Source organism: Streptomyces mesophilus, assembly GCF_040300965.1.
Classification (GTDB): domain Bacteria; phylum Actinomycetota; class Actinomycetes; order Streptomycetales; family Streptomycetaceae; genus Streptomyces; species Streptomyces mesophilus_A.
In genome coordinates, this window is the sequence record NZ_JBEPEW010000145.1 from 1 (window position 1) to 20291 (window position 20291).

Consider the following 20291-nt stretch of genomic DNA (forward strand, 5'->3'; position numbering starts at 1 on the left):
AGTGCGGGCGCTGTCCGATCGCCGCGCAGTGCGCGTGGCTGGGCGCGGGCAAGCCCGAACACGAGGGGCCGCCGCGGCGCGGACAGACCTACGCGGGCACCGACCGCCAGGTGCGCGGCAAGCTGCTCGCCGTCCTGCGCGAGGCCGTCGCGCCCGTACCGCAGGCCGTGCTCGACCAGGTGTGGGACGAACCGGTGCAGCGGGCGCGGGCGTTGGACGGGCTGGTGGCGGACGGGCTGGTGGAGCCGATGGAGGGCGGGCTGTACCGGCTGCCGCTGGCGTAGAGCAGACCCCTCCCTCCCGGGGGCCACACCAGCCCTTCAAGGATATCGGCCCCCACTGACAATCGACCGGCCCGCAGCTGAACGACCAGCGGCCGGGCACCTGGTGGGTGCCCGGCCGCGGTCCTGCCTACGAGGTCAGCGCCCCAGGAACGCGTTGTGGAACGTCAGCTTCGACGTGTTCCCCTGCTTGTCCACGATCTCGGCCTTCAGCGTCACACCCTTGCCCGCGGCCGGTGCGACCAGCGCCGCCTTGCCGAGGACGACCGGCACGCGTACCCAGTGCTTGCCGTCGTCGTACGAGGCCTGGATGCTCAGCGACTTCAGGTTGTCACCGGCAGCCGCGCCCTGGATGTCGAACGGCATCAGGAGCGGCCGGTGCGCCTTGGTCGTCGACCGGAGGTCCAGCGTCGGACGGAAGCGGATGTTGGAGGCGGCCACATCCCCCTTGTCTCCGGACTTCGAGCGGAAGGTCCAGCTGGCGTCGGTGCGCGTACCGACCTTGAACATCGCGGGGTCGCGGACCTGCGAGGTGCTGATCGTGTACTCGCTGTCCTCCGCGGCCGCGGGGTAGGACATGGGCATGGCGTCCCCGCCGGTCTCCGAGACCTTCTCCCCGTTGCGGTAGAAGGTCGTGGTCGCCGTGACGCCCTCGGAGCGGCCCTCGTGGCCGGCACCGTCCGCGAACATGTCGAGGAAGGCGTAGAGCGTGTCACCGGAGCGGGAGATTCCCGCGCGCTGCTCCTTGCTGAACACCGGGCCGAAGACGCCGGTGTTGAAGTCGGTACGGAAGGTCTTCCCCGCCTCGAACTCCTTGAAGAAGATCTGGTGCGAGATCTCCGTGGGCAGCCAGCCGTTCGGCAGCGGGGGGCCGACCTGGTCGGCGAACAGGGTCCAGGTGGCGTTCTGTTCGGTGGACACGTACAGGTGCTGCCTGGTCGGCGCGGGGATGAACCGGCCGGAGGTGAAGCCGGAGAGCGAGCTGCTGCCGGACTTCACACTCCCACTGGCCGACAGCCAGGCCGTCTTGTCCGGGGCGGTCGTGCCCATGCCCGCGTCGATGTGGGCCAGTTCGGTCTTCTTGACGTGCTTGGCGAAGCCGTCCGAGAGACGGTCGACCGCGCCGCCGTAGACCAGCGAGTACTGGGTGTTGTCGCCCTTGGTGAAGTCGGCGTCCCAGACCTGGGTCAGTGAACCGTCGGTGAGGTCGGGACCGAGGTGTGCGGAGCGGAAGTTGTCGTACGAGTCGAGCTGCCAGCCGAAGCGGTTGTCCCGGTAACCCACCTTGACCCCGTACGACATGAACGCCTGGGAGGGCGCGGCCCGGTCGTCGGGCACGGTGATGTCCACGGGCTTCGCGGTACGGGCGTCCAGGGTGAGCTCGACGTCGTCCTCGCTCACCACCAGCTTCGGCTGTGCGATCCAGTCGACGCCCTTGGAAAGGTCGGCACGGTCCGCGATGACCATGCTCTGGACGGTGTACTCGCCGATCGGCAGGCGCAGCGTGGTGAAGTCGCCGGTCTCGTCGAGCGTGTACTCGGCCACGTCGTACTTGTCGCTGAGCTGCGTGACGTACGTCTGGAAGTGCTTCGCCGCCTGGCCGTCACGGCCCAGATGTGTCAACTCGACGGCGCGCGAGGCGACTTCCCGCTCCACGGTGAACGCGCTGCGCACGCTCTGCTCGCCGCCGGTCGCGACGACCGCGCCGCTGTACTGCCCGTTGGGCCCCTCGACCTTGGTGTCGGCCGTGACGGTGGCCTCGGCCGTGCCGCCCGCGGGGACGGTGAGCTGCGCCGGACTCACCTTGAACATGCCCTCGGGGGCGGCCGCGCCGTCGGGGCCCTTGCCGCTCGCCGTCAGGTCGAGGGTGACTTCGGCCGTGCCCTCGTTCCTGTACGTGAGGGTCTTGGTGATCGGCTGGTCGTCCTCGTGCGGATACGCCGCCTTGCCGAGGTCGAGCGAGACCGGAGTCGCGTGCACGGTCTGGCCGAGCGCACGGTCGGACTGGATACGGCCCGAGCCCTGCTGGAACGCCGTGTAGCCGACGTCCTTGGTGGACGCGGTGAGGACGCCCTTGAGCTCGGCGGCCTTCCAGGTCGGGTGCTGCTGCTTGAGCAGCGCGGCGGCGCCCGCGACGTGCGGGGTCGCCATCGACGTACCCGAGATGGTCATGTAGCCGGGCGGGTTCTCGCCGACCTCCTTGGCGATGGAGTTGCCCGGGGCGGATGCGGCGGTGATGTCCACGCCCGGGGCGGAGACATCGGGCTTGATACCGGCGTCGCCGACCAGCGGGCCGCGGCTGGAGAACTCCGCCAGCTTGTCGCTCTTGTCGACGGCGGCGACGGTGAGCGCGCCCTCGGCGGCGCCGGGGCTGCCGACCGTCTTGTCACCGGGGCCTTCGTTGCCGGCCGCGATCGCGAACAGCACGCCCTGCTCGGTGTAGGTGTTGACGACCTCTTCCAGCGGGTCGACGCCCGGGGCGTCCGGGCCGCCGAGGCTCATGTTGACGATGTCGGCGCCTTCGGCGGCCGCCCACTCGATGGCCACCATGATGTCCGACTCGGAGCCGCTGCCCTCGTCGTTGAGCACCTTGCCGTCGATGATCTGGGCACCGGGGGCGACGCCCTTGTACTTGGCGCCCTTGCCCGCGATGGTCGAGGCGACGTGCGTGCCGTGGCCCTGGTGGTCCTTTGAGTCGGCCGACGTCGAGAAGTTCTTCTCGATCAGCTGTTGGCCCACCAGCTCCGGGTGGGTCTCGTCCACACCGGTGTCGAGGACCGCGACCTTCACGCCCTTGCCGTCGTAACCGGCCGCCCAGGCCTTGTCGGCGCCGATCTGCGGGACGGAGACGTCGAGTTGGGCCTTGACGGTGCCGTCGAGCCAGACCTTGGCGATGCCGGAGGCTGTGTCGGCGGTCGTGACATCGTTATCGGTCAGCGCGTTCCACAGCCGCGGCAGGTCCTTCGCCGGGGTGGTGACGGCCTCCGCGTTCAGCGACTCGAGGCTCCGGCGGACCTTGGTGGCACCCGCGTCGTCGACCTTGGCGCGGGCCGAGGCGGCTGCCCCCTTGTAGCCGACGATGACCTTCAGGCCTTGCTTGTACGCCTTGCGGGCCTGGGTGCTGTTCAGCGTGGTGACGTCGAACAGCCGCCGGTCGACCTTGCCTTCGGATATCAGGCGCTGGGCGTCGAGGGGTACGGCGTACTCATGCTGTCCGACCGTACGGATGGACACCGGAATGCCCTCGCGGCCCTTCGCCGGGTGGAATCCGGTGATCCGGCCGTCGGTCACCTCGGCCATGTCGCCGGTGATCAGCTGTACGCGGTGGGGGGCCTTGCGGTCCTTCGTCTGCTGGGACTTCGCCGCCTGCGGCGCCGCCGGGGTTCCGGCTGCGGCCATGGGGGCGGCTCCCGCCGTCATCGCCAGCACCGCGGTGGCGGCAATGGCGACGAGGCCTGGTCTTCTCGCCTGGCTTCGCACGTGAGTCCTTCGAGGGGTCGGGTCGCCGCCTCGGCGAGCCCCCGTCCGTCGTGCCATGGCGAGATGCACCCCCCGGCGACAACCGGCGCTGGTGCGCCAGAAGTTGCTTCCGCGGCGCAGTATTCAGGCGCTTGCGGGGCTGATCAATGGCCCCGAGAGTGCGGTATACCGTTAGGCCCCCGTATGCCGGGAAAGCTTTTCCAGCTTCTTGGTATACCGCTACGGGATGCGTCGGACAGGACGCGCGGGGTGACGGCCAAAAGCGCCCGCGCCTGACGGATGCGGACGCGCGTCGTCGGCCTCGCGCCGTTCGCAGCCTTGCTTATGCGGCCCTGAGATCCCCCTGGACCAGGGCATAGAAGGCGCCCCTTTACGCATCGCGTACTTCTGTTACACAACCGAGGGCCAGCCGTGCGGCCACCGAAGGCTCGCTCGCGAATCCCCGTTACACCGCCTCCGTAGCTTCGTAGATGGAACAGCGAGAGATCGGGTTCCACTTCGGAGCACATTCGGGGAGTTGAACGGAGGCGGTTGGAATGGCGCACGGCGAGGTGCTCGAGTTCGAAGAGTACGTACGGACCCGGCAGGACGCCCTGCTGCGCAGCGCCCGCCGCCTGGTCCCCGACCCGCTCGACGCGCAGGACCTGCTGCAGACCGCTCTGGTCCGTACGTTCCACCGCTGGGACGGCATAGCCGACAAGCGGCTCGCGGACGCCTATCTGCGCCGCGTCATGATCAACACCCGTACGGAGTGGTGGCGCGCCCGCCGTATCGAGGAAGTGCCGACCGAGCAGCTGCCCGACACCGGCATGGACGACTCCACCGAGCAGCACGCCGACCGTGCGCTCCTGATGGACGTCCTGAAGGTGCTCGCCCCGAAGCAGCGCAGCGTGGTCGTGCTGCGACACTGGGAGCAGATGTCCACCGAGGAGACCGCGGAGGCGCTCGGCATGTCCGCCGGCACGGTCAAGAGCACCCTGCACCGCGCGCTCGCCCGACTGCGCCAGGAGCTGGAGAGCCGTGATCTCGACGGACGGTTCCTGGAGCGTGAGGAGCAGGAGCGTTGCGCGGCCTAGGCCCTGGCAGGCGCCCGACGAGGACGGGGACGGCCTCGTACGGACGCACGCGGACGGCGGGGAGCGCGGCACTGGCCGGGCTCGCCGCCCTCGCCCTTTGCGCGGTGGCCGTGACCGCCTGCGGAACCGGTGGCACCGGCACCCGTGACGAGGGCGCCGCCCAGGTGGGCGAGCGCCCGCCGACGCCCACCGCTTCACCCTCGCCGTCGCCGACCGCGATGCGTCTGAAGACCGCTGAGGTGGTCGCCCTGGTCAAGGACGACCCGGCGGTCAGCGCCCGGGTGCGGGCGGATCTGAAGCCCTGCTTCGAGGACACGTATCCCGTCGATGTCTCCTACGGCAACCTGACCGGGGGATCGTCCGACGACCTCGTGGTCAACGTGATGACCTGCGCCGACGGCATCGGTGTGGGCAGTTACGTGTATCGCGCGGACGGCAAGAAGTACCAGAATGTCTTCAAGGCCGAGGAGCCGCCGGTGTACGCCGAGAACCTCCGCGGAGAGCTGGTCATCAACCAGCAGTTGTACGACAAGGGCGATCCGGTGGCCTTCCCCTCCAGCGAGGAGGTCATCACGTATCGCTGGCAGGGAAACCGGTTCCAGGAGACGGGCCGGGTGCACAACGACTACAGCAGCGCGGTGAACGGTCCGGACGCCGAGGCCGCGCCCGAGGAGAACTGAGAGCAGGCGATGGCCGATCAGAGCAAGACGCGCGTGCTGTTCGTCGAGGATGACGACGTCATCCGCGAGGCCACCCAGCTCGCCCTTGAGCGCGACGGCTTCCAGGTCACCGCCATGCCCGACGGGCTCTCGGGCCTGGAGGCCTTCCGGGCCGAGCGGCCCGACATCGCGCTCCTCGACGTGATGGTGCCGGGCCTCGACGGGGTCTCGCTGTGCCGCCGTATCCGCGACGAGTCGACCGTGCCCGTGATCATGCTGTCCGCGCGCGCCGACTCCATCGACGTGGTCCTGGGCCTCGAAGCGGGCGCCGACGACTATGTCACCAAGCCCTTCGACGGCGCCGTCCTGGTCGCCCGGATCCGCGCCGTCCTGCGCCGCTTCGGGCACGCGGGCGGTCCGGGGTCCGCCGGCGACGAGGAGGCCCTCTCGGCGAGCACCGGTGTCCTCACCTTCGGCGATCTGGAGATCGACACCGAGGGCATGGAGGTCCGCAAGTCCGGCGAGACGGTCGCCCTGACCCCGACCGAGATGCGGCTGCTCCTTGAGTTCTCGCACGCGCCCGGCACCGTCCTGTCCCGCGACAAGCTCCTCGAGCGCGTCTGGGACTACGGCTGGGGCGGCGACACCCGCGTCGTCGACGTCCACGTCCAGCGGCTGCGTACGAAGATCGGCCAGGACCGCATCGAGACGGTCCGCGGCTTCGGTTACAAGCTCAAGGGATGAACCGTACGGGGGATCCGAGTACGGAACGCGGACGTGCTCCGGGGACGAGCCGCATCCCTGCCGCCGGCTCGCCGCGCGGCGGCCGCCTCACCGCCCTGACCTCGCGCCTGCGGCACGGTCTGCGCACCGGCCTGCGCTGGAAGCTCAGCGTGGCGATCGCCCTGGTCGGCGCGCTGGTCGCGATCACGCTCAGCCTGGTCGTGCACAACGCGGCCAAGGTCTCGATGCTGGACAGCGCGCGCGATGTGCAGGACGAGCGGATCGTGTTCGCGCAGCGGATCTACGAGACGACCAAGCGCACCCAGTTCAACACCCGGCTCGACGACCCCGAGCTGCCCAGCGAGCTGAAGGCGAAGGCGGCACAGGGCCGGCGCGCCACCTACGTGCAGGAGAACGGGGACGGTCCGCCCGACATCTGGGCCGCGACGCCCGTGGGCGACGGGCACGTCCTGTCCCTGCACAGCAAGTTCACCGACCGCAGCGCGAGCATCATGAGCGACCTCGACCAGGCCCTGGTGATCGGCTCGATCGCGGTGGTCGTGGGCGGCAGCGCGCTCGGTGTCCTGATCGGCGGCCAGTTCTCGCGCCGGCTGCGCAAGGCGGCGACCGCGGCGAACAAGGTGGCCCAGGGCCAGACCGAGGTCCGCGTACGGGAAGCCATCGGCGGTGTCGTACGCGACGAGACGGACGATCTGGCCAGCGCGGTGGACGCGATGGCCGACGCGCTCAAGCAGCGGTACGAGGCCGAGCGCCGCGTCACCGCCGATATCGCCCATGAGCTGCGCACCCCGGTGACGGGCCTGCTCACCGCGGCCGAGCTGCTGCCGCCCGGCCGCCCCAGCGAGCTGGTCAAGGACCGCGCACAGGCGCTGCGCACCCTGGTCGAGGACGTCCTCGAGGTGGCGCGCCTGGACGGCGCCTCGGAGCGCGCGGAGCTGCAGGACCTGCTGCTCGGCGAGTTCGTACGGCGCCGCGTGGGCACCGCCTACCCCGAGGTGACGGTGCAGATCCTGCACGAGTCGGAGGTCACCACGGACCCCCGCCGCCTCGAGCGGATCATCGGCAATCTCCTCGCCAATGCCGCCAAGCACGGCAAGCCGCCGATCGAGGTCTTCGTCGAGGGCCGGGTGATCCGGGTCCGCGACCACGGCACCGGCTTTCCGCCGGAGCTGCTCGCGGACGGCCCGAGCCGCTTCCGTACGGGCAGCAGCGACCGCGCGGGACACGGCCACGGCCTCGGCCTGACCATCGCGGCGGGCCAGGCCCGGGTGCTCGGCGCCCGGCTCACCTTCCGCAACGTGGGCGCGGAGGACGGCCCCGTCGAAGGCGCGGTGGCGGTGCTGTGGCTGCCGGAGCACGCGCCGACGAGCACGGGGAGCTTTCCGATCCTGCAGCTGCCGCCGCAGAAGTGACCCCCTGCGGCTGCCTCCGCAGAAGTGATCCTGCGGCTGCCTCCGCCGACGTAGCCGGCACCCCTGCCCCTTCGGGGCAAATCGACCATTCGGGACACCCTGCCCGGTGACCCAGATCTCAGCGCGCCCCACCCTCCCGTGACATGACGCACAGGCGTTTTGTCCGGTACTACCCGGAATAGTGGAACGTCGGGACCTCCAGGCCGGGACCTTCGTCCCGACGCCGCCGGGTCATATGTCCCATTTGCGAGTGACCTCGCGATGAGGGCAGGAACCTCGGCTTCGGCGCCCCCGCGAAGTGCGACTAAACCTCCGTACGAGAAAGTTCCCGGCGAAATCCGGCGAACCCACTCAAGGATCGCGACGAGGCGTCAAGGGCCGTGCAGCCTTCGCCTGCTTTACGAGGTTGCGTAGTAGATGGGCGGTTTGGGCGGGAGCGTCCCGTCGGGTTACCAAGGGATGGCCACCCCGGCCGTGCGGTCCTCATCGAGGCCTTCGCGACCGGGTCCGTTCATGTCAGGCCAGGCTCCCGTCCCCCGAGTGAGCCGACGCCCCCTGGAGGAATCGCGAATGTCGAAGCGCGCCAAGTCCCACATAGCCCGCCCCCTGCTCACCCGTACCCGCGTGACCGCTGCCGCCGTGACCGCGGGCCTCGCAGCCACCACGCTGCTCGGTGCAGGGGTCGCCATGGCGGCGGACGAGGCGGCCGGCGACGCGCTGCAGGATGTGGCCACCACCCAGGTGGAGAGCGTGCAGGCGCAGGCCGCCGCTCAGGCGAAGTCCGCCACCACCGCCCAGCAGGCCGCGGCCAAGAAGGCCGCCGGCTGGGAGGACCCGGTCGAGCACTACACGCTGTCCGCCAGCTTCGGCATGGGCGGCGGCATGTGGGCCCACAAGCACTCCGGCCAGGACTTCGCGGTGCCGATCGGCACGCCGGTCGAGTCCGTGCACGCCGGTACGGTCGTCAAGGCGGGCCCGAACGGCGCCGGTGACGGCCCCGCGTACGGCAACGCCGTCGTGATCAAGCACGACAACGGCAAGTACTCGCAGTACGCGCACCTGTCCAAGGTCCAGGTCCGCGTCGGCCAGCACGTGAACACCGGCCAGCAGATCGCCCTGTCCGGCAACACCGGCAACTCCAGCGGCCCGCACCTGCACTTCGAGATCCGTACGACGCCGAACTACGGCTCCGCGATCAACCCGGTCAACTACCTGCGCTCGCTGGGCGTCACGGTCTGACCCAGGGAACGGATCCGGGCGTCCGACCAGGGACGGAGCCGGGCGGCCCACCCGACAACCGAACTACTTCTCTCCCCGCCCCGCATGGGCCTGGGTGACGAGATCGACGGCGACCTCGAGGACAGCAGCACGCTTGTCCTCGGGGTCGCCTTCGACGTCCTGGAGGTGGAAGTTGCCGGCGTGCATGGTGATCAGCGCGCTGATGCAGCGCACCTGGTCGGCCAGGGGCGCGTCGGGCTCCTTGAGGATGGCCATCAGCTCGAGGATGCGCTCCTTGAACAGCTCGCCGATGCTCAGCTCCCGTACCGTCGCCTGGTTCTCCTGCATGAAGCGGAAGATCGGGCCCGCGTCCATCACGATCCCGCTGTAGCGGCTGAGGACCTCCTTCTTGGTCTCCAGGCCGTGCGGCTGCCCCTCGGCCCACTCGACCAGCTCCCTGATGGGCCTGGTCCGGTCCTCGAAGACGCTGATCAGGATGTCTTCCTTGGTCTTGAAGTGGTAGTAGAGGGCCGCCTTGGTCACTTCCAGGCGCTCGGCGATCTCGCGCAGCGAGGTCTTCTCGTACCCCTGCTCGGCGAAGAGCTCCAGCGCGATGTCCTGAATCCGCTTGCGGGTGTCGCCCCTGCGGGGCTGCCGCGTACTGCTGGTCATGGCTCTCTCCTGCCTCCCCAGGGTCCACGAGGCCCTAGGTCCAAGGGTGGATCCAAACTTACTTGACGCCCGGCTAGTTTCCCAGCTACCTTCCCACTGTAACGAACTAGCCGGGCGGCAAGTAAGTGCCGGGAGCCGAGGAGTGATGGGGATGGCGGCCCAGAGCGTGGGGATACCCCCGCAGGACATGGCAGAGAAGGAACCCAAGCAGCGCAGCGTGCGCGTCGTCCTGGGTGCCCTGATGGTCGCGATGTTGCTCGCGATGCTGGACAACATGATCATCGGCACCGCGATGCCGACGATCGTCGGTGAGCTCGGCGGTCTCGAGCACCTCTCGTGGGTGGTCACCGCGTACACGCTCGCCACCGCCGCCTCCACCCCGATCTGGGGCAAGCTCGGCGACATGTACGGGCGCAAGGGCACGTTCCTCACGTCCATCGTGATCTTCCTGATCGGCTCCGGGCTCTCCGGAATGGCCCAGGACATGGGCCAGTTGATCGGCTTCCGTGCCATCCAGGGTCTGGGTGCCGGTGGTCTGATGGTCGGCGTCATGGCGATCATCGGCGATCTGATTCCGCCGCGTGAGCGCGGCAAGTACCAGGGCATGATGGCCGGCGTCATGGCGCTCGCCATGATCGGCGGACCGCTGGTCGGCGGTGTGATCACCGACCACCTCGGCTGGCGCTGGTCCTTCTACATCAACCTGCCGCTCGGCATCATCGCGCTCGCCGCCGTGACCGCCGTACTGCACCTGCCGAAGAAGCGCTCCAAGGCGCGGATCGACTACCTCGGCGCCGGCCTCCTGACCGTCGGCATCACCTCGATCGTCCTCGTCACGACCTGGGGCGGTACGGAGTACGCCTGGGGCTCGGCGGAGATCATCGGCCTCGCGGTGCTCGGCGTCGTCTCGCTCGCGGCCTTCATCGGCTGGCAGACCAAGGCCTCCGAGCCGATCCTGCCGCTGCACATCTTCCGCAGCCGCAACTTCTCCCTGATGGCCGTCATCGGCTTCCTGGTCGGCTTCGTGATGTTCGGCGCGACGCTCTTCCTGCCGCTCTACCAGCAGTCCGTGCAGGGCGCCTCGGCCACCAACTCCGGTCTGCTGCTGCTGCCGATGCTGCTCTCGATGATGGTGGTCTCGCTGGTCGTCGGCCGGATCACCACCAACACCGGCAAGTACCGGATCTTCCCGATCATCGGTGGCGCTCTGATGATCGTCGGCATGTTCCTCCTGTCGACGATGGACGTGGGCACCTCGCAGCTCACCTCCGGCATCTACATGGCGGTGCTCGGCGCCGGCATGGGCTTCCTGATGCAGATCACGATGCTCGTCGCGCAGAACAGCGTCGAGCTGAAGGACATGGGCGTCGCCTCCTCGTCGGCCACCCTGTTCCGTACGCTCGGTTCGTCCTTCGGTGTGGCGATCATGGGCGCCCTGTTCAACAACCGGGTACTGCACGAGATGACCTCGCGCGGCGCCGAGGGCCTGCAGAACGCCCAGCTCACCCCGGAGCAGCTGAAGGGCCTGCCCACCCAGGCCCGTGAGGCCTACGAGTTCGCGGTCTCCTCCGGCACCCACGTCGCCTTCCTGCTCGGCGCCGGCATCACGGTGATCGCGCTGATCGCGTCCTTCTTCGTCAAGGAGATCCCGCTCAAGGGAGCGGGTCCCAAGCCGGCCGAGGCATCCAAGGAGGGTGGGGACGCTCCTCGGGACAAGGTGACGGCAGTAGCGGAGACCGTCTGACCTTTGGCCCAGCCCGGCCTGCGAAGCCCTCGGTGACCACTGGTCGCCGGGGGCTTCGTGCTGCGTGGTCCTGCTCCAACTCCCATTTTTTCAGGCTCTGTTGCCCGTACGCTCGGACCATGGTCGATCCGGGAACGGTGGGGGTCCGTGTCGCATCGAGCGCCGTCGCACCGCTCATACGCAAGCTGTTCGCGCAGCCGGGGCCTGGCGCGGGTCTCGTCGAGAAGCCGGTACGGATCTCGGCCCTGGTCAGCTTCAAGGGCGAGCAGCGCACGCTCGGACCCAAGGAACTGAAGCGTCTCGTACGTGAGTTGGTACGGCGGACGGGCGGCAGGACCGCCCCGGCCGAACTGGACGCGGTGGCCGACGCCCTCGAACGCACGCTGTACGCACTGGGGGACCTGGACCTCGACGACGTACAGGCCGTGGGGCTCGGTCACCACGCGCTGGCCCGGCGCCTGCACGACGAGGCGGGCGGTGATGAGCACGTCAAGTACCTCAGCCAGGCCGCGGAGGACCTCTATACGCGCCTCCTGGACAGCGCCTGCCTCCACATCCTGCACTTCTTCACCCAGCGCTCTCCGTTCGTCGCCCGCACGCTGGTGGAGCACAGCAGGCAACTGCGAGACCTGATCGAGCGCACCGACGTCCTCATCGAGCGCCTCGGCTCCCAGTCCGCAGCCGACGCAGGCTTCGAGGAGCAGTACGCGGCCCACATCGCCAAGAAGCACAGCAGCCTCACGATCTTCGGCGTCGACCTCACCGAGAGCCGTCAATGGCCGCTGGACACGGCGTACTTGAGCCTCAAGACCGCCTCGGCACCCGTGTACACCGAAATGGACGCCAACGAATTCCTCATGAACGACGACTGGGCACCGCCCACCGTCCGTTCCGTGACCCAGCCCGCCGAACAGGCCCTGTCCGGCCACACCCGGATCCTGCTGCGCGGCCACGCCGGCTCCGGCAAGACGACGCTCGTGCAGTGGCTGGCGGTGACCACGGCCCGCCAGGACCGCCTCACCGGCGAACTCGCCCACCTCATCGGCCGCGTCCCGTTCGTGCTGCCGCTGCGCACGCTCACCCGCAAGGGCGCGGACCTGCCTCCGCCCGCCGACTTCCTGCGAGCCGTCGGCTCCCCGCTCACCGGCGCCCAGCCGGCGGGCTGGGCCGACCGCGTCCTGGCGGCGGGACGCGGTCTGCTCCTGATCGACGGCATGGACGAAGTCCCCGAGCAGGAACGGGTCCGCGCCCACGGCTGGCTCACCGACCTGCTCTCCGCGTACCCCGACAACCTGTGCCTGGTGACCTCCCGCCCTTCTGCCGTACGCGAGAACTGGCTCGGTGCCGAGGAGTTCACCGAGCTGACGCTCGCTCCGATGGGCCGTGAGAACCTCGCCGTCTTCGTCGACCGCTGGCACCAGGCGGCCGGCGCGGATCCAGCGCTCGGCGCGGCCCTCCTGGATGCGATACGCACCAAGCAGGACCTGGGCCGGCTCGCCACCAACCCCCTTATGTGCGCGCTGATCTGCGCCCTGCACCGCGAACGCCGGGGCTTCCTGCCCCGCGGCCGCAAGGCCCTCTACGACGCCGCGCTCTCCATGCTCCTGGAACGCCGCGACCGCGAACGCGATATGCCGGGCACCGGCCTCGAGCTCGACGAGGAGTCCCAGACCGAGCTGCTCCAGAAGCTCGCGTACTGGCTGATCCGCAACGGCCGTTCGGAGATGGACAGGGCCGACGCACTCGCCCAGCTGGAGCGTCTGCTGCCTGCCATGCCGTACGTCGCCGAGCAAGGCGCCGCGGACACGGTGCTGCGCCATCTGCTCGACCGCTCGGGCCTGCTGCTCGAACCCTCCGCCGACTCCGTCCAGTTCGTCCACCGCACGTTCCAGGACTACTTGGGCGCACGGGCCGCCGTGGAGGAACGCGACTTCGACCTGCTGCTCGGCCAGGCACACCTCGACCAGTGGGAGGACGTCCTGCGCATGGCCGTGGCCCACGCCCGGCCGGACGAGCGGGCGCGGCTCCTGACCGGACTGACCGAGCGCGGCGACAGGGAGCCCGTTCACCGCACCCGCCTCCATCTCCTCGCCATGGCATGCCTGGAGCATGCGGCGAAGCTGGATCCGCAGGTACGGGCTCAGGTGGAGGAGCGGGCGGCGCGGCTGATCCCTCCGCACAACGCCCACGAGTGCCGGGAACTGGCCGAACTCGGCCCGATCGTCCTGGAGCTGCTGCCGGGACCGGCTGAGCTCCTGGACCCGGTCCTCGGCCAATACGTCGTCCAGACCGCAGGGCTCATCGGCGGGGACGCGGCCATGCCCTGCATGGTGAAGTACCGAGACAGCGACAACCTCGCCGTACAGTTTCAACTCGCTCAGCACTGGGCGGAATTCACTACCGATCCCTACGCCGCCGAGATCATCGACGGGCTGCGCTTCAAGCCGAACATCCCGATCATCGTCCGGTCCACGGAACAACTGGCGGTCCTGCGCAGACTCGGCGGCCACGACTATCTGGACTGCGTGGGCGACTTCACCGCCGACGAGCTCATGGAACATCTTTCGGATGTACCCCTGCGACGGCTTCGGCTCGCCGAGAACACGACCCTGGACGGTCTGGAATTCCTCACACGCTTTCCGGATCTGCGGACACTCACTCTCTACCAGTGCCCGTCGGTCACGTCATTGGAGCCCCTGCGCGGACTTCCGCTGGAGACCCTCTTCGTCTCGCAGACCCCGGTCGAGGACCTCAATCCCCTGCGTACGCTGACCGCGCTGAAATTCGTGACCTTGCGAAACTTCACATCCGAGCGCGACTTGCCATATCTGTCACGGAATGCCCCCTTGGCTGGCATCTTCCCTCCTGTGGACCTGCCGTCACTCGCCACCCTCCTTGAGTTCCCCCGACTCGAACAGGTCGGCCTGGACCTCGAAACCCCCCTGGGTCCCAAGGACTTGCGCATGCTGGCCCAGCTGCCGGTGCTGAATCACGTGACCCTCAACAGACACGAACTGCTCTCCCTTGTCGCCAGCGGAATCATCCTGGAAAGGGTCGACGGTCTGTTCATCGAGGGTCAGCGCAATTCCGTGGACACCCGCCCTTTGGCCGAGCTCCTGCCCTCCCTGCGCAGGCTCTCCGTGAGCAGCGCTTCCACCGTCGACTTGGCGCCCCTGACGGACTGCTCCCACCTGGAGGAGCTGTACGTGATGGACACCGCCGTGGCCCAGCACGCCGACACCCTGCCCGCCCGCATCAAGCTCACCCTCATCCCGCGCCCCGCCCACCAAAGGTGACGACACCGCACACCAAAGGGGCGGTCCCCGGAACCGAAGTTCCGGGGACCGCCCCTTTCGCTGTACAGCTGACCTGAACTACCGGCCGCTTACGCGTCCTTCGTCAGGTTCGGACCCGACCCACCCGCAGCCGACTCGATCGGCGGGACGTCCGGCAGAGCCGACTTCTCCTCGCCGCGGAAGGTGAACGTCGCCGCGTCACCCTCGCCCTCCGTGTCCACGACCACGATGTGACCGGGGCGCAGTTCGCCGAAGAGGATCTTCTCCGACAGGCTGTCCTCGACCTCGCGCTGGATCGTGCGACGCAGCGGACGCGCTCCCAGAACCGGGTCGTAACCCTTCTTGGAGAGCAGCTCCTTGGCGGACTGGGAGAGCTCGATGCCCATGTCCCGGTCCTTCAAGCGCTCGTCCACCTTGTCGATCATCAGGTCGACGATCTTGAGGATGTCGGCCTGCGTGAGCTGCGGGAAGACGACGACGTCGTCGACACGGTTGAGGAACTCGGGCCGGAAGTGCTGCTTGAGCTCGTCCGAGACCTTGTTCTTCATGCGCTCGTAGTTCGTCTTCGTGTCGCCCTGCGCCGCGAAGCCGAGGTTGAAGCCCTTGGAGATGTCACGGGTTCCAAGGTTGGTCGTCATGATGATGACCGTGTTCTTGAAGTCCACGACGCGGCCCTGGGAGTCGGTCAGACGACCGTCCTCCAGGATCTGCAGGAGCGAGTTGAAGATGTCCGGGTGCGCCTTCTCCACCTCGTCGAAGAGCACGACCGAGAACGGCTTGCGGCGGACCTTCTCGGTCAGCTGGCCGCCCTCTTCGTATCCGACATAGCCGGGAGGCGAGCCGAAGAGCCGCGAGACGGTGTGCTTCTCGCTGAACTCCGACATGTCGAGGGAGATCATCGCGTCCTCGTCGCCGAAGAGGAACTCGGCGAGAGCCTTCGAGAGCTCCGTCTTACCGACACCGGACGGACCGGCGAAGATGAACGAGCCACCGGGGCGCTTCGGGTCCTTGAGGCCCGCACGCGTACGACGGATCGCCTTGGAGAGCGCCTTGACGGCATCGGTCTGGCCGATGACGCGCTTGTGCAGCTCGTCCTCCATGCGCAGCAGACGCGAGGACTCCTCCTCGGTCAGCTTGAAGACCGGGATGCCGGTGGCGGTCGCGAGGACCTCGGCGATCAGCTCGCCGTCGACCTCGGCCACGACGTCCATGTCGCCGGCCTTCCACTCCTTCTCGCGCTTGGCCTTCGCGGCCAGCAGCTGCTTCTCCTTGTCGCGGAGAGACGCCGCCTTCTCGAAGTCCTGGGAGTCGATGGCCGACTCCTTGTCGCGGCGCACGCCCGCGATCTTCTCGTCGAACTCGCGGAGGTCCGGCGGCGCGGTCATCCGGCGGATACGCATCCGGGAGCCGGCCTCGTCGATCAGGTCGATCGCCTTGTCCGGCAGGAAGCGGTCCGAGATGTACCGGTCGGCCAGCGTCGCGGCCTGCACGAGCGCCTCGTCCGTGATGGACACACGGTGGTGGGCCTCGTACCGGTCGCGCAGACCCTTGAGGATCTCGATGGTGTGCGGCAGCGACGGCTCGGCGACCTGGATCGGCTGGAAGCGGCGCTCGAGGGCCGCGTCCTTCTCCAGGTACTTGCGGTACTCGTCGAGCGTGGTCGCACCGATGGTCTGGAGCTCACCACGGGCCAGCATCGGCTTCAGGATCGAAGCCGCATCGATCGCGCCCTCGGCGGCACCCGCACCCACGAGGGTGTGGAGCTCGTCGATGAACAGGATGATGTCGCCGCGGGTGCGGATCTCCTTGAGGACCTTCTTCAGGCGCTCCTCGAAGTCACCGCGGTAGCGGGAACCGGCGACGAGCGCACCGAGGTCGAGGGTGTAGAGGTGCTTGTCCTTGAGGGTCTCGGGCACCTCGCCCTTGACGATGGCCTGGGCGAGGCCCTCGACGACGGCGGTCTTGCCGACGCCGGGCTCACCGATCAGGACCGGGTTGTTCTTGGTACGGCGCGACAGGACCTGCATGACGCGCTCGATCTCCTTCTCGCGCCCGATGACCGGGTCGAGCTTGGATTCGCGAGCGGCCTGCGTGAGGTTGCGGCCGAACTGGTCCAGGACGAGGGACGTCGAGGGCGTGCCCTCGGCGGGGCCGCCGGCGGTGGCGGTCTCCTTGCCCTGGTAACCGGAGAGCAGCTGGATGACCTGCTGCCGCACCCGGTTGAGGTCTGCACCCAGCTTGACCAGGACCTGGGCGGCGACGCCCTCGCCCTCACGGATCAGGCCGAGCAGGATGTGCTCCGTGCCGATGTAGTTGTGGCCCAGCTGAAGGGCCTCGCGGAGCGAGAGCTCCAGGACCTTCTTGGCACGGGGGGTGAAGGGGATGTGCCCGGACGGGGCCTGCTGCCCCTGACCGATGATCTCCTCAACCTGCTGGCGGACCGCCTCGAGCGAAATCCCGAGGCTCTCCAGGGCCTTAGCGGCGACACCCTCACCCTCGTGGATCAGGCCCAGGAGGATGTGCTCGGTGCCGATGTAGTTGTGGTTGAGCATCCGGGCTTCTTCCTGAGCCAGGACGACAACCCGCCGCGCGCGGTCGGTGAACCTCTCGAACATCGTTAATCGCTCCTCAGAGCGGTCAGGCAGTTAGGGGTCGGTCCCCTCCCTGTCCTTCCGCAGCTTAGTCCCGCAAGCGGGGACCGCTCATTCCAACTGCCGACACCCGGCCCAGAACCTCGGGGGCTTTTCTGCCCCGAGAGCCGACAACTGCTCCAACTCGATGGTGCGAGACGATGTTCCCGCAGGCCAGGCAGTTACCCCTTTCACCGGTACGCCGATGGCGAACGGGAGACGGACCTGCGGTGCGTGTCGCCCCTCCTCACTAGGGATGTCTTACCCGCAGGCACTGACACTCCATGCGGCGCACCCCGGTTCCCTCCGCTACGGGCGAACACCCTTGCGCCCCCACGCGGGCCTTGACGCCCCCACGGAGGAAACCTTCCGTACACGACTTGGAACGCTGCGTAACCCCGGATGGTTCCCGGGAGTTGCTCCTGGCATGGTCCCCACCGTCCAGACCCCCAGGGTCCCGCTCCCCCGCCGCCCTCTCATGGGCAGCCGCATTCAGCGGTGGTACGAGGAGGAGCTGGGCTGGGCCGTCGTGCCCGGGGCGCAGGTGCGGCTGCGCACGGGGCTGCGGTTCGACGTACTGGAGCTGCCGGCCGTGGCGGGATACGCGGTGTGCGGGCGACTCGGGGCGCGGGGCACAGGTCCGGTGGCACTGCAGGGGGACACTCTGCGGTTCCTCGTCGCCGCGGGCGGCGCGGATGAGCTGCCCGGACTGCTCGACTGGCTCGAGTGGGGTGCGCTCGCCCGCGATCTGCGGGCCGTGGGCGCGGGCGGAGCGATCGACGCACCGCTGCCGCCCGGACTTCCGGGCCCGCGGGGAGCCGCCGTATGGCTGCGGCCCCCCGAGCCGGGATGCGAGGTGGAGCCGACACTGCCGGCCCTCACCACCCTCGGGGGCGGCATGAACGCAGGCCCCGATCTCGTACGTCTCGTGGACGCGGCGGCGAATGAATGCCACCGTGCCCGGCTGCTGAACGCGACTGCGTCTCAGCCGTTGGCCTTCTCGTAGGCCTCGCGGATCTCCTGGGGAACGCGGCCGCGGGGCTTGACCTCGTAGCCGTTCTCCTTGGCCCAGGCGCGGACCGCGGCGGTGTTCTCGGTGCCGCCCGCAGCCGCACGGGCCTTGCCGCGCGCACCCGACGCCCGGCCACCGGTGCGACGGCCGCCCTGCACGAACGGTGCGAGAGCGTCGCGGAGCTTGTCCGCATTGGCGGTGGTGAGGTCGATCTCGTACGTCTTGCCGTCCAGCGCGAACGTCACGGTCTCGTCGGCCTCGCCGCCGTCGAGGTCGTCGACAAGAAGGACCTGAACCTTCTGTGCCACCGGATTTCCTTTCATCGATAACTGCATTTGGAGTACGCCGGAAAGCAAACCGCTTTTGCCGGGAAAACACAAACCCCCGGGAGAACGCGAGGGCTCAAGAGCCCTTGAAACATGCGCGTTTCGGACATAGCAACCGCTTCAAGAGCGGCCGTGGGAACACTGCTCAGTTACCGCGCCCGAAAAACCTCGGGCCGTTGATCACAGGTGCAGAAGCATCCGGCTGTTGCCCAAGGTGTTCGGTTTCACTCGTTCGAGACCGAGGAACTCCGCGACGCCTTCGTCCGCGGACTGCAGCAGCTCGCTGTACACATCACCGTCGACGGGAGTCTCGCCGATCTCCACGAAACCGTGCTTCGCGAAGAAGTCGACTTCGAAGGTGAGACAGAAAACCCGGCGCACTCCGAGCCAGCGCGCGGTCTGCAGCAACTTCGCGAGGAGTTGATGCCCCACTCCCGCGCCCTTGACCTCACCGTTCACCGCGAGGGTGCGGACTTCCGCGAGGTCTTCCCACATCACATGCAGGGCGCCGCAGCCGACGACCTTCGCGTTGTCATCACGTTCTGCCACCCAGAACTCCTGGATGTCCTCATAAAGCGTCACCGTCGCTTTGTCGAGGAGGATGCCGCGGCGTACGTAGGAGTCGAGGAGCTCACGCACTGCGGGGACATCGGCGGTACGGGCACGGCGGATCGTGACGGCTTTCGCCGGCTCCTGCCGTTCGGGAAGTGCAGCGGACATGTCCGGACGCTATCGCCCTTGACCGCCTTCATCGGACGGGGGGTTGTCCGGTCCCGCCACCATGCGCACCGCGTCGCTGAGCGCCTCGCGCTGCTCCGGCGACATCATGCCGAAGAAGGCGACGAGGGCGGCCGCGGGGTTGTCGCTTCGGGACCAGGCCTCGTTCATCAGAGCCGCCGCGTAGGCGGCACGGGTGGAGACCGCCTCATATCGATAGGCGCGGCCTTCCGCTTCTCTGCGGACCCAGCCCTTCTGATGGAGATTGTCCAAAACGGTCATCACGGTTGTGTACGCGATGGACCGTTCCTGCTGAAGATCTTCCAGAACCTCTCGAACGGTCACCGGGCGGTTCCACTTCCACACCCGCGTCATGACCGCGTCTTCGAGTTCTCCCAGGGGGCGAGGCACATCAGCACAATAGTGGGAGATACCCGTTATGGCCTGCCCATCGGGCACAAAAAGGGCGTACGGCTCGACGAGTATTTCCGAGCCGTACGCGAAGCCGTACGCGAAAGGGGTGCGGCGCTCAGGCCTTCGGGGTCCCGGACACGGGCGAAGCCGTCTGGCGGGCGGCCTCGGCGCGGGCGAGGGCCGCGTCCACGGCGGCGTCCTCCTTGGCCTTCTTGTCGCCGCCCTGGGTCTTCACGATCGTCCTGATGACAGCACCGAAGAAGACGGCCATCACTACGGGGGGCAGGAGCGCGGAGACGTAGTCCATGCCCCCAGCGTAGCCACGGGGATGAGGAGTGCCGGCCGGGGGCCCGGTTTGTCAGCCCGCCGCGCGCTTCTGCGGCGAGGGATCGGGCGCCGGGCGGCGCTTGGGCGGGAACACCTCGGCCGGCGTGGGCACCGGGCGCGGGGGCGCGGGGCGCTCCGGCTGCGGGCGGTTCGGCCGGCTCGCCGGCTCGTCGGCCGCGCGCCCGCCGGGCAGGGCGAGCAGATGGGTGCGGGAGACCGGGACCGTACGGCCGGAGAGCTTGGCGCGTACGGAGGCCTCCGCGAGCGTGCGGCAGCGATCGAG

At 68.6% G+C, this 20291-nt stretch carries 15 protein-coding genes and 2 pseudogenes; 9 read left to right on the forward strand and 8 right to left on the reverse strand.

Translation table 11 applies throughout. The features are described 5' to 3' along the window. Positions 1-284 (forward strand): annotated as a pseudogene (locus tag ABT367_RS33805) (A/G-specific adenine glycosylase); the annotation flags it as partial. A gap of 135 nt (positions 285-419) precedes the next feature. On the opposite strand, the gene ABT367_RS33810 reads toward ABT367_RS33805, so the two are convergent. Continuing rightward, positions 420-3680 (reverse strand): S8 family peptidase, encoded by a 3261-nt coding sequence (locus ABT367_RS33810; protein ID WP_352257103.1) that lies wholly within the window; start codon positions 3678-3680, stop codon positions 420-422. A gap of 617 nt (positions 3681-4297) precedes the next feature. Here ABT367_RS33810 and ABT367_RS33815 point away from each other — a divergent pair. The 5 genes from ABT367_RS33815 (at position 4298) to ABT367_RS33835 (ending at position 8891) form a co-directional block, all read left to right on the forward strand. Then, positions 4298-4837 (forward strand): SigE family RNA polymerase sigma factor, encoded by a 540-nt coding sequence (locus ABT367_RS33815; protein ID WP_165334147.1) that lies wholly within the window; start codon positions 4298-4300, stop codon positions 4835-4837. 104 nt (positions 4838-4941) lie between these two features. Continuing rightward, positions 4942-5517 (forward strand): hypothetical protein, encoded by a 576-nt coding sequence (locus tag ABT367_RS33820; protein ID WP_352257104.1) that lies wholly within the window; start codon positions 4942-4944, stop codon positions 5515-5517. Between the two features lie 9 nt (positions 5518-5526). Beyond that, positions 5527-6240, forward strand: coding sequence for a two-component system response regulator CseB (gene cseB / locus ABT367_RS33825; RefSeq protein WP_199551560.1), 714 nt, complete (start codon positions 5527-5529; stop codon positions 6238-6240). Continuing rightward, on the forward strand, positions 6237-7652 hold the full coding sequence (gene cseC, locus ABT367_RS33830) for a two-component system sensor histidine kinase CseC (RefSeq protein ID WP_352257105.1): 1416 nt from the start codon (positions 6237-6239) through the stop codon (positions 7650-7652). The genes cseB and cseC overlap by 4 nt, the downstream gene beginning before the upstream one ends. Positions 7653-8222: 570 nt before the next feature. Further along, a complete protein-coding gene (locus ABT367_RS33835) occupies positions 8223-8891 on the forward strand; it encodes a M23 family metallopeptidase (RefSeq protein WP_352257106.1) in 669 nt (222 codons plus the stop codon). 63 nt (positions 8892-8954) lie between these two features. Here the strand turns inward: ABT367_RS33835 and ABT367_RS33840 are convergent, their stop codons facing one another. After that, positions 8955-9542: a TetR/AcrR family transcriptional regulator gene (locus ABT367_RS33840; protein ID WP_352257107.1), complete on the reverse strand. Its 588-nt coding sequence runs from the start codon at positions 9540-9542 to the stop codon at positions 8955-8957. A 151-nt stretch (positions 9543-9693) separates the two neighbouring features. Here ABT367_RS33840 and ABT367_RS33845 point away from each other — a divergent pair, with 151 nt between their 5' ends. Both ABT367_RS33845 and ABT367_RS33850 read left to right on the forward strand, forming a co-directional pair. Beyond that, entirely contained in the window at positions 9694-11286 is a 1593-nt protein-coding gene (locus ABT367_RS33845) for an MDR family MFS transporter (RefSeq protein ID WP_434975600.1), read from the forward strand. A gap of 119 nt (positions 11287-11405) precedes the next feature. Beyond that, a complete protein-coding gene (locus tag ABT367_RS33850) occupies positions 11406-14582 on the forward strand; it encodes an NACHT domain-containing protein (protein ID WP_352257109.1) in 3177 nt (1058 codons plus the stop codon). 89 nt (positions 14583-14671) lie between these two features. Here ABT367_RS33850 and ABT367_RS33855 read toward each other — a convergent pair whose 3' ends face one another. Then, positions 14672-17197, reverse strand: a complete 2526-nt coding sequence (locus ABT367_RS33855) for an ATP-dependent Clp protease ATP-binding subunit (protein ID WP_165336140.1) — start codon at positions 17195-17197, stop codon at positions 14672-14674. A gap of 493 nt (positions 17198-17690) precedes the next feature. Here ABT367_RS33855 and ABT367_RS33860 point away from each other — a divergent pair, with 493 nt between their 5' ends. Beyond that, complete coding sequence (locus ABT367_RS33860) at positions 17691-18218, forward strand: SCO3374 family protein (RefSeq protein WP_352257110.1); 528 nt, start codon at positions 17691-17693, stop codon at positions 18216-18218. Here ABT367_RS33860 and ABT367_RS33865 read toward each other — a convergent pair. The 5 genes and pseudogenes from ABT367_RS33865 to ABT367_RS33885 all read right to left on the reverse strand — a co-directional run. Then, positions 18197-18532: a histone-like nucleoid-structuring protein Lsr2 gene (locus tag ABT367_RS33865; RefSeq protein WP_352257111.1), complete on the reverse strand. Its 336-nt coding sequence runs from the start codon at positions 18530-18532 to the stop codon at positions 18197-18199. The two genes, ABT367_RS33860 and ABT367_RS33865, sit on opposite strands and share 22 nt — an antisense overlap. Positions 18533-18730: 198 nt before the next feature. Continuing rightward, the gene (locus tag ABT367_RS33870; protein WP_352257112.1) at positions 18731-19270 is read right to left on the reverse strand and encodes an amino-acid N-acetyltransferase; all 540 of its coding nucleotides are present in this window, start codon (positions 19268-19270) and stop codon (positions 18731-18733) included. A 9-nt stretch (positions 19271-19279) separates the two neighbouring features. Beyond that, positions 19280-19678 carry a BlaI/MecI/CopY family transcriptional regulator gene (locus ABT367_RS33875; protein WP_328708004.1) on the reverse strand — a complete coding sequence of 133 codons (399 nt, stop codon included), beginning with the start codon at positions 19676-19678 and terminating at the stop codon, positions 19280-19282. A gap of 118 nt (positions 19679-19796) precedes the next feature. Further along, positions 19797-19988, reverse strand: a complete 192-nt coding sequence (locus ABT367_RS33880) for a hypothetical protein (protein WP_352257113.1) — start codon at positions 19986-19988, stop codon at positions 19797-19799. Positions 19989-20039: 51 nt separating this feature from the next. Next, positions 20040-20291 (reverse strand): annotated as a pseudogene (locus tag ABT367_RS33885) (hypothetical protein); the annotation flags it as partial.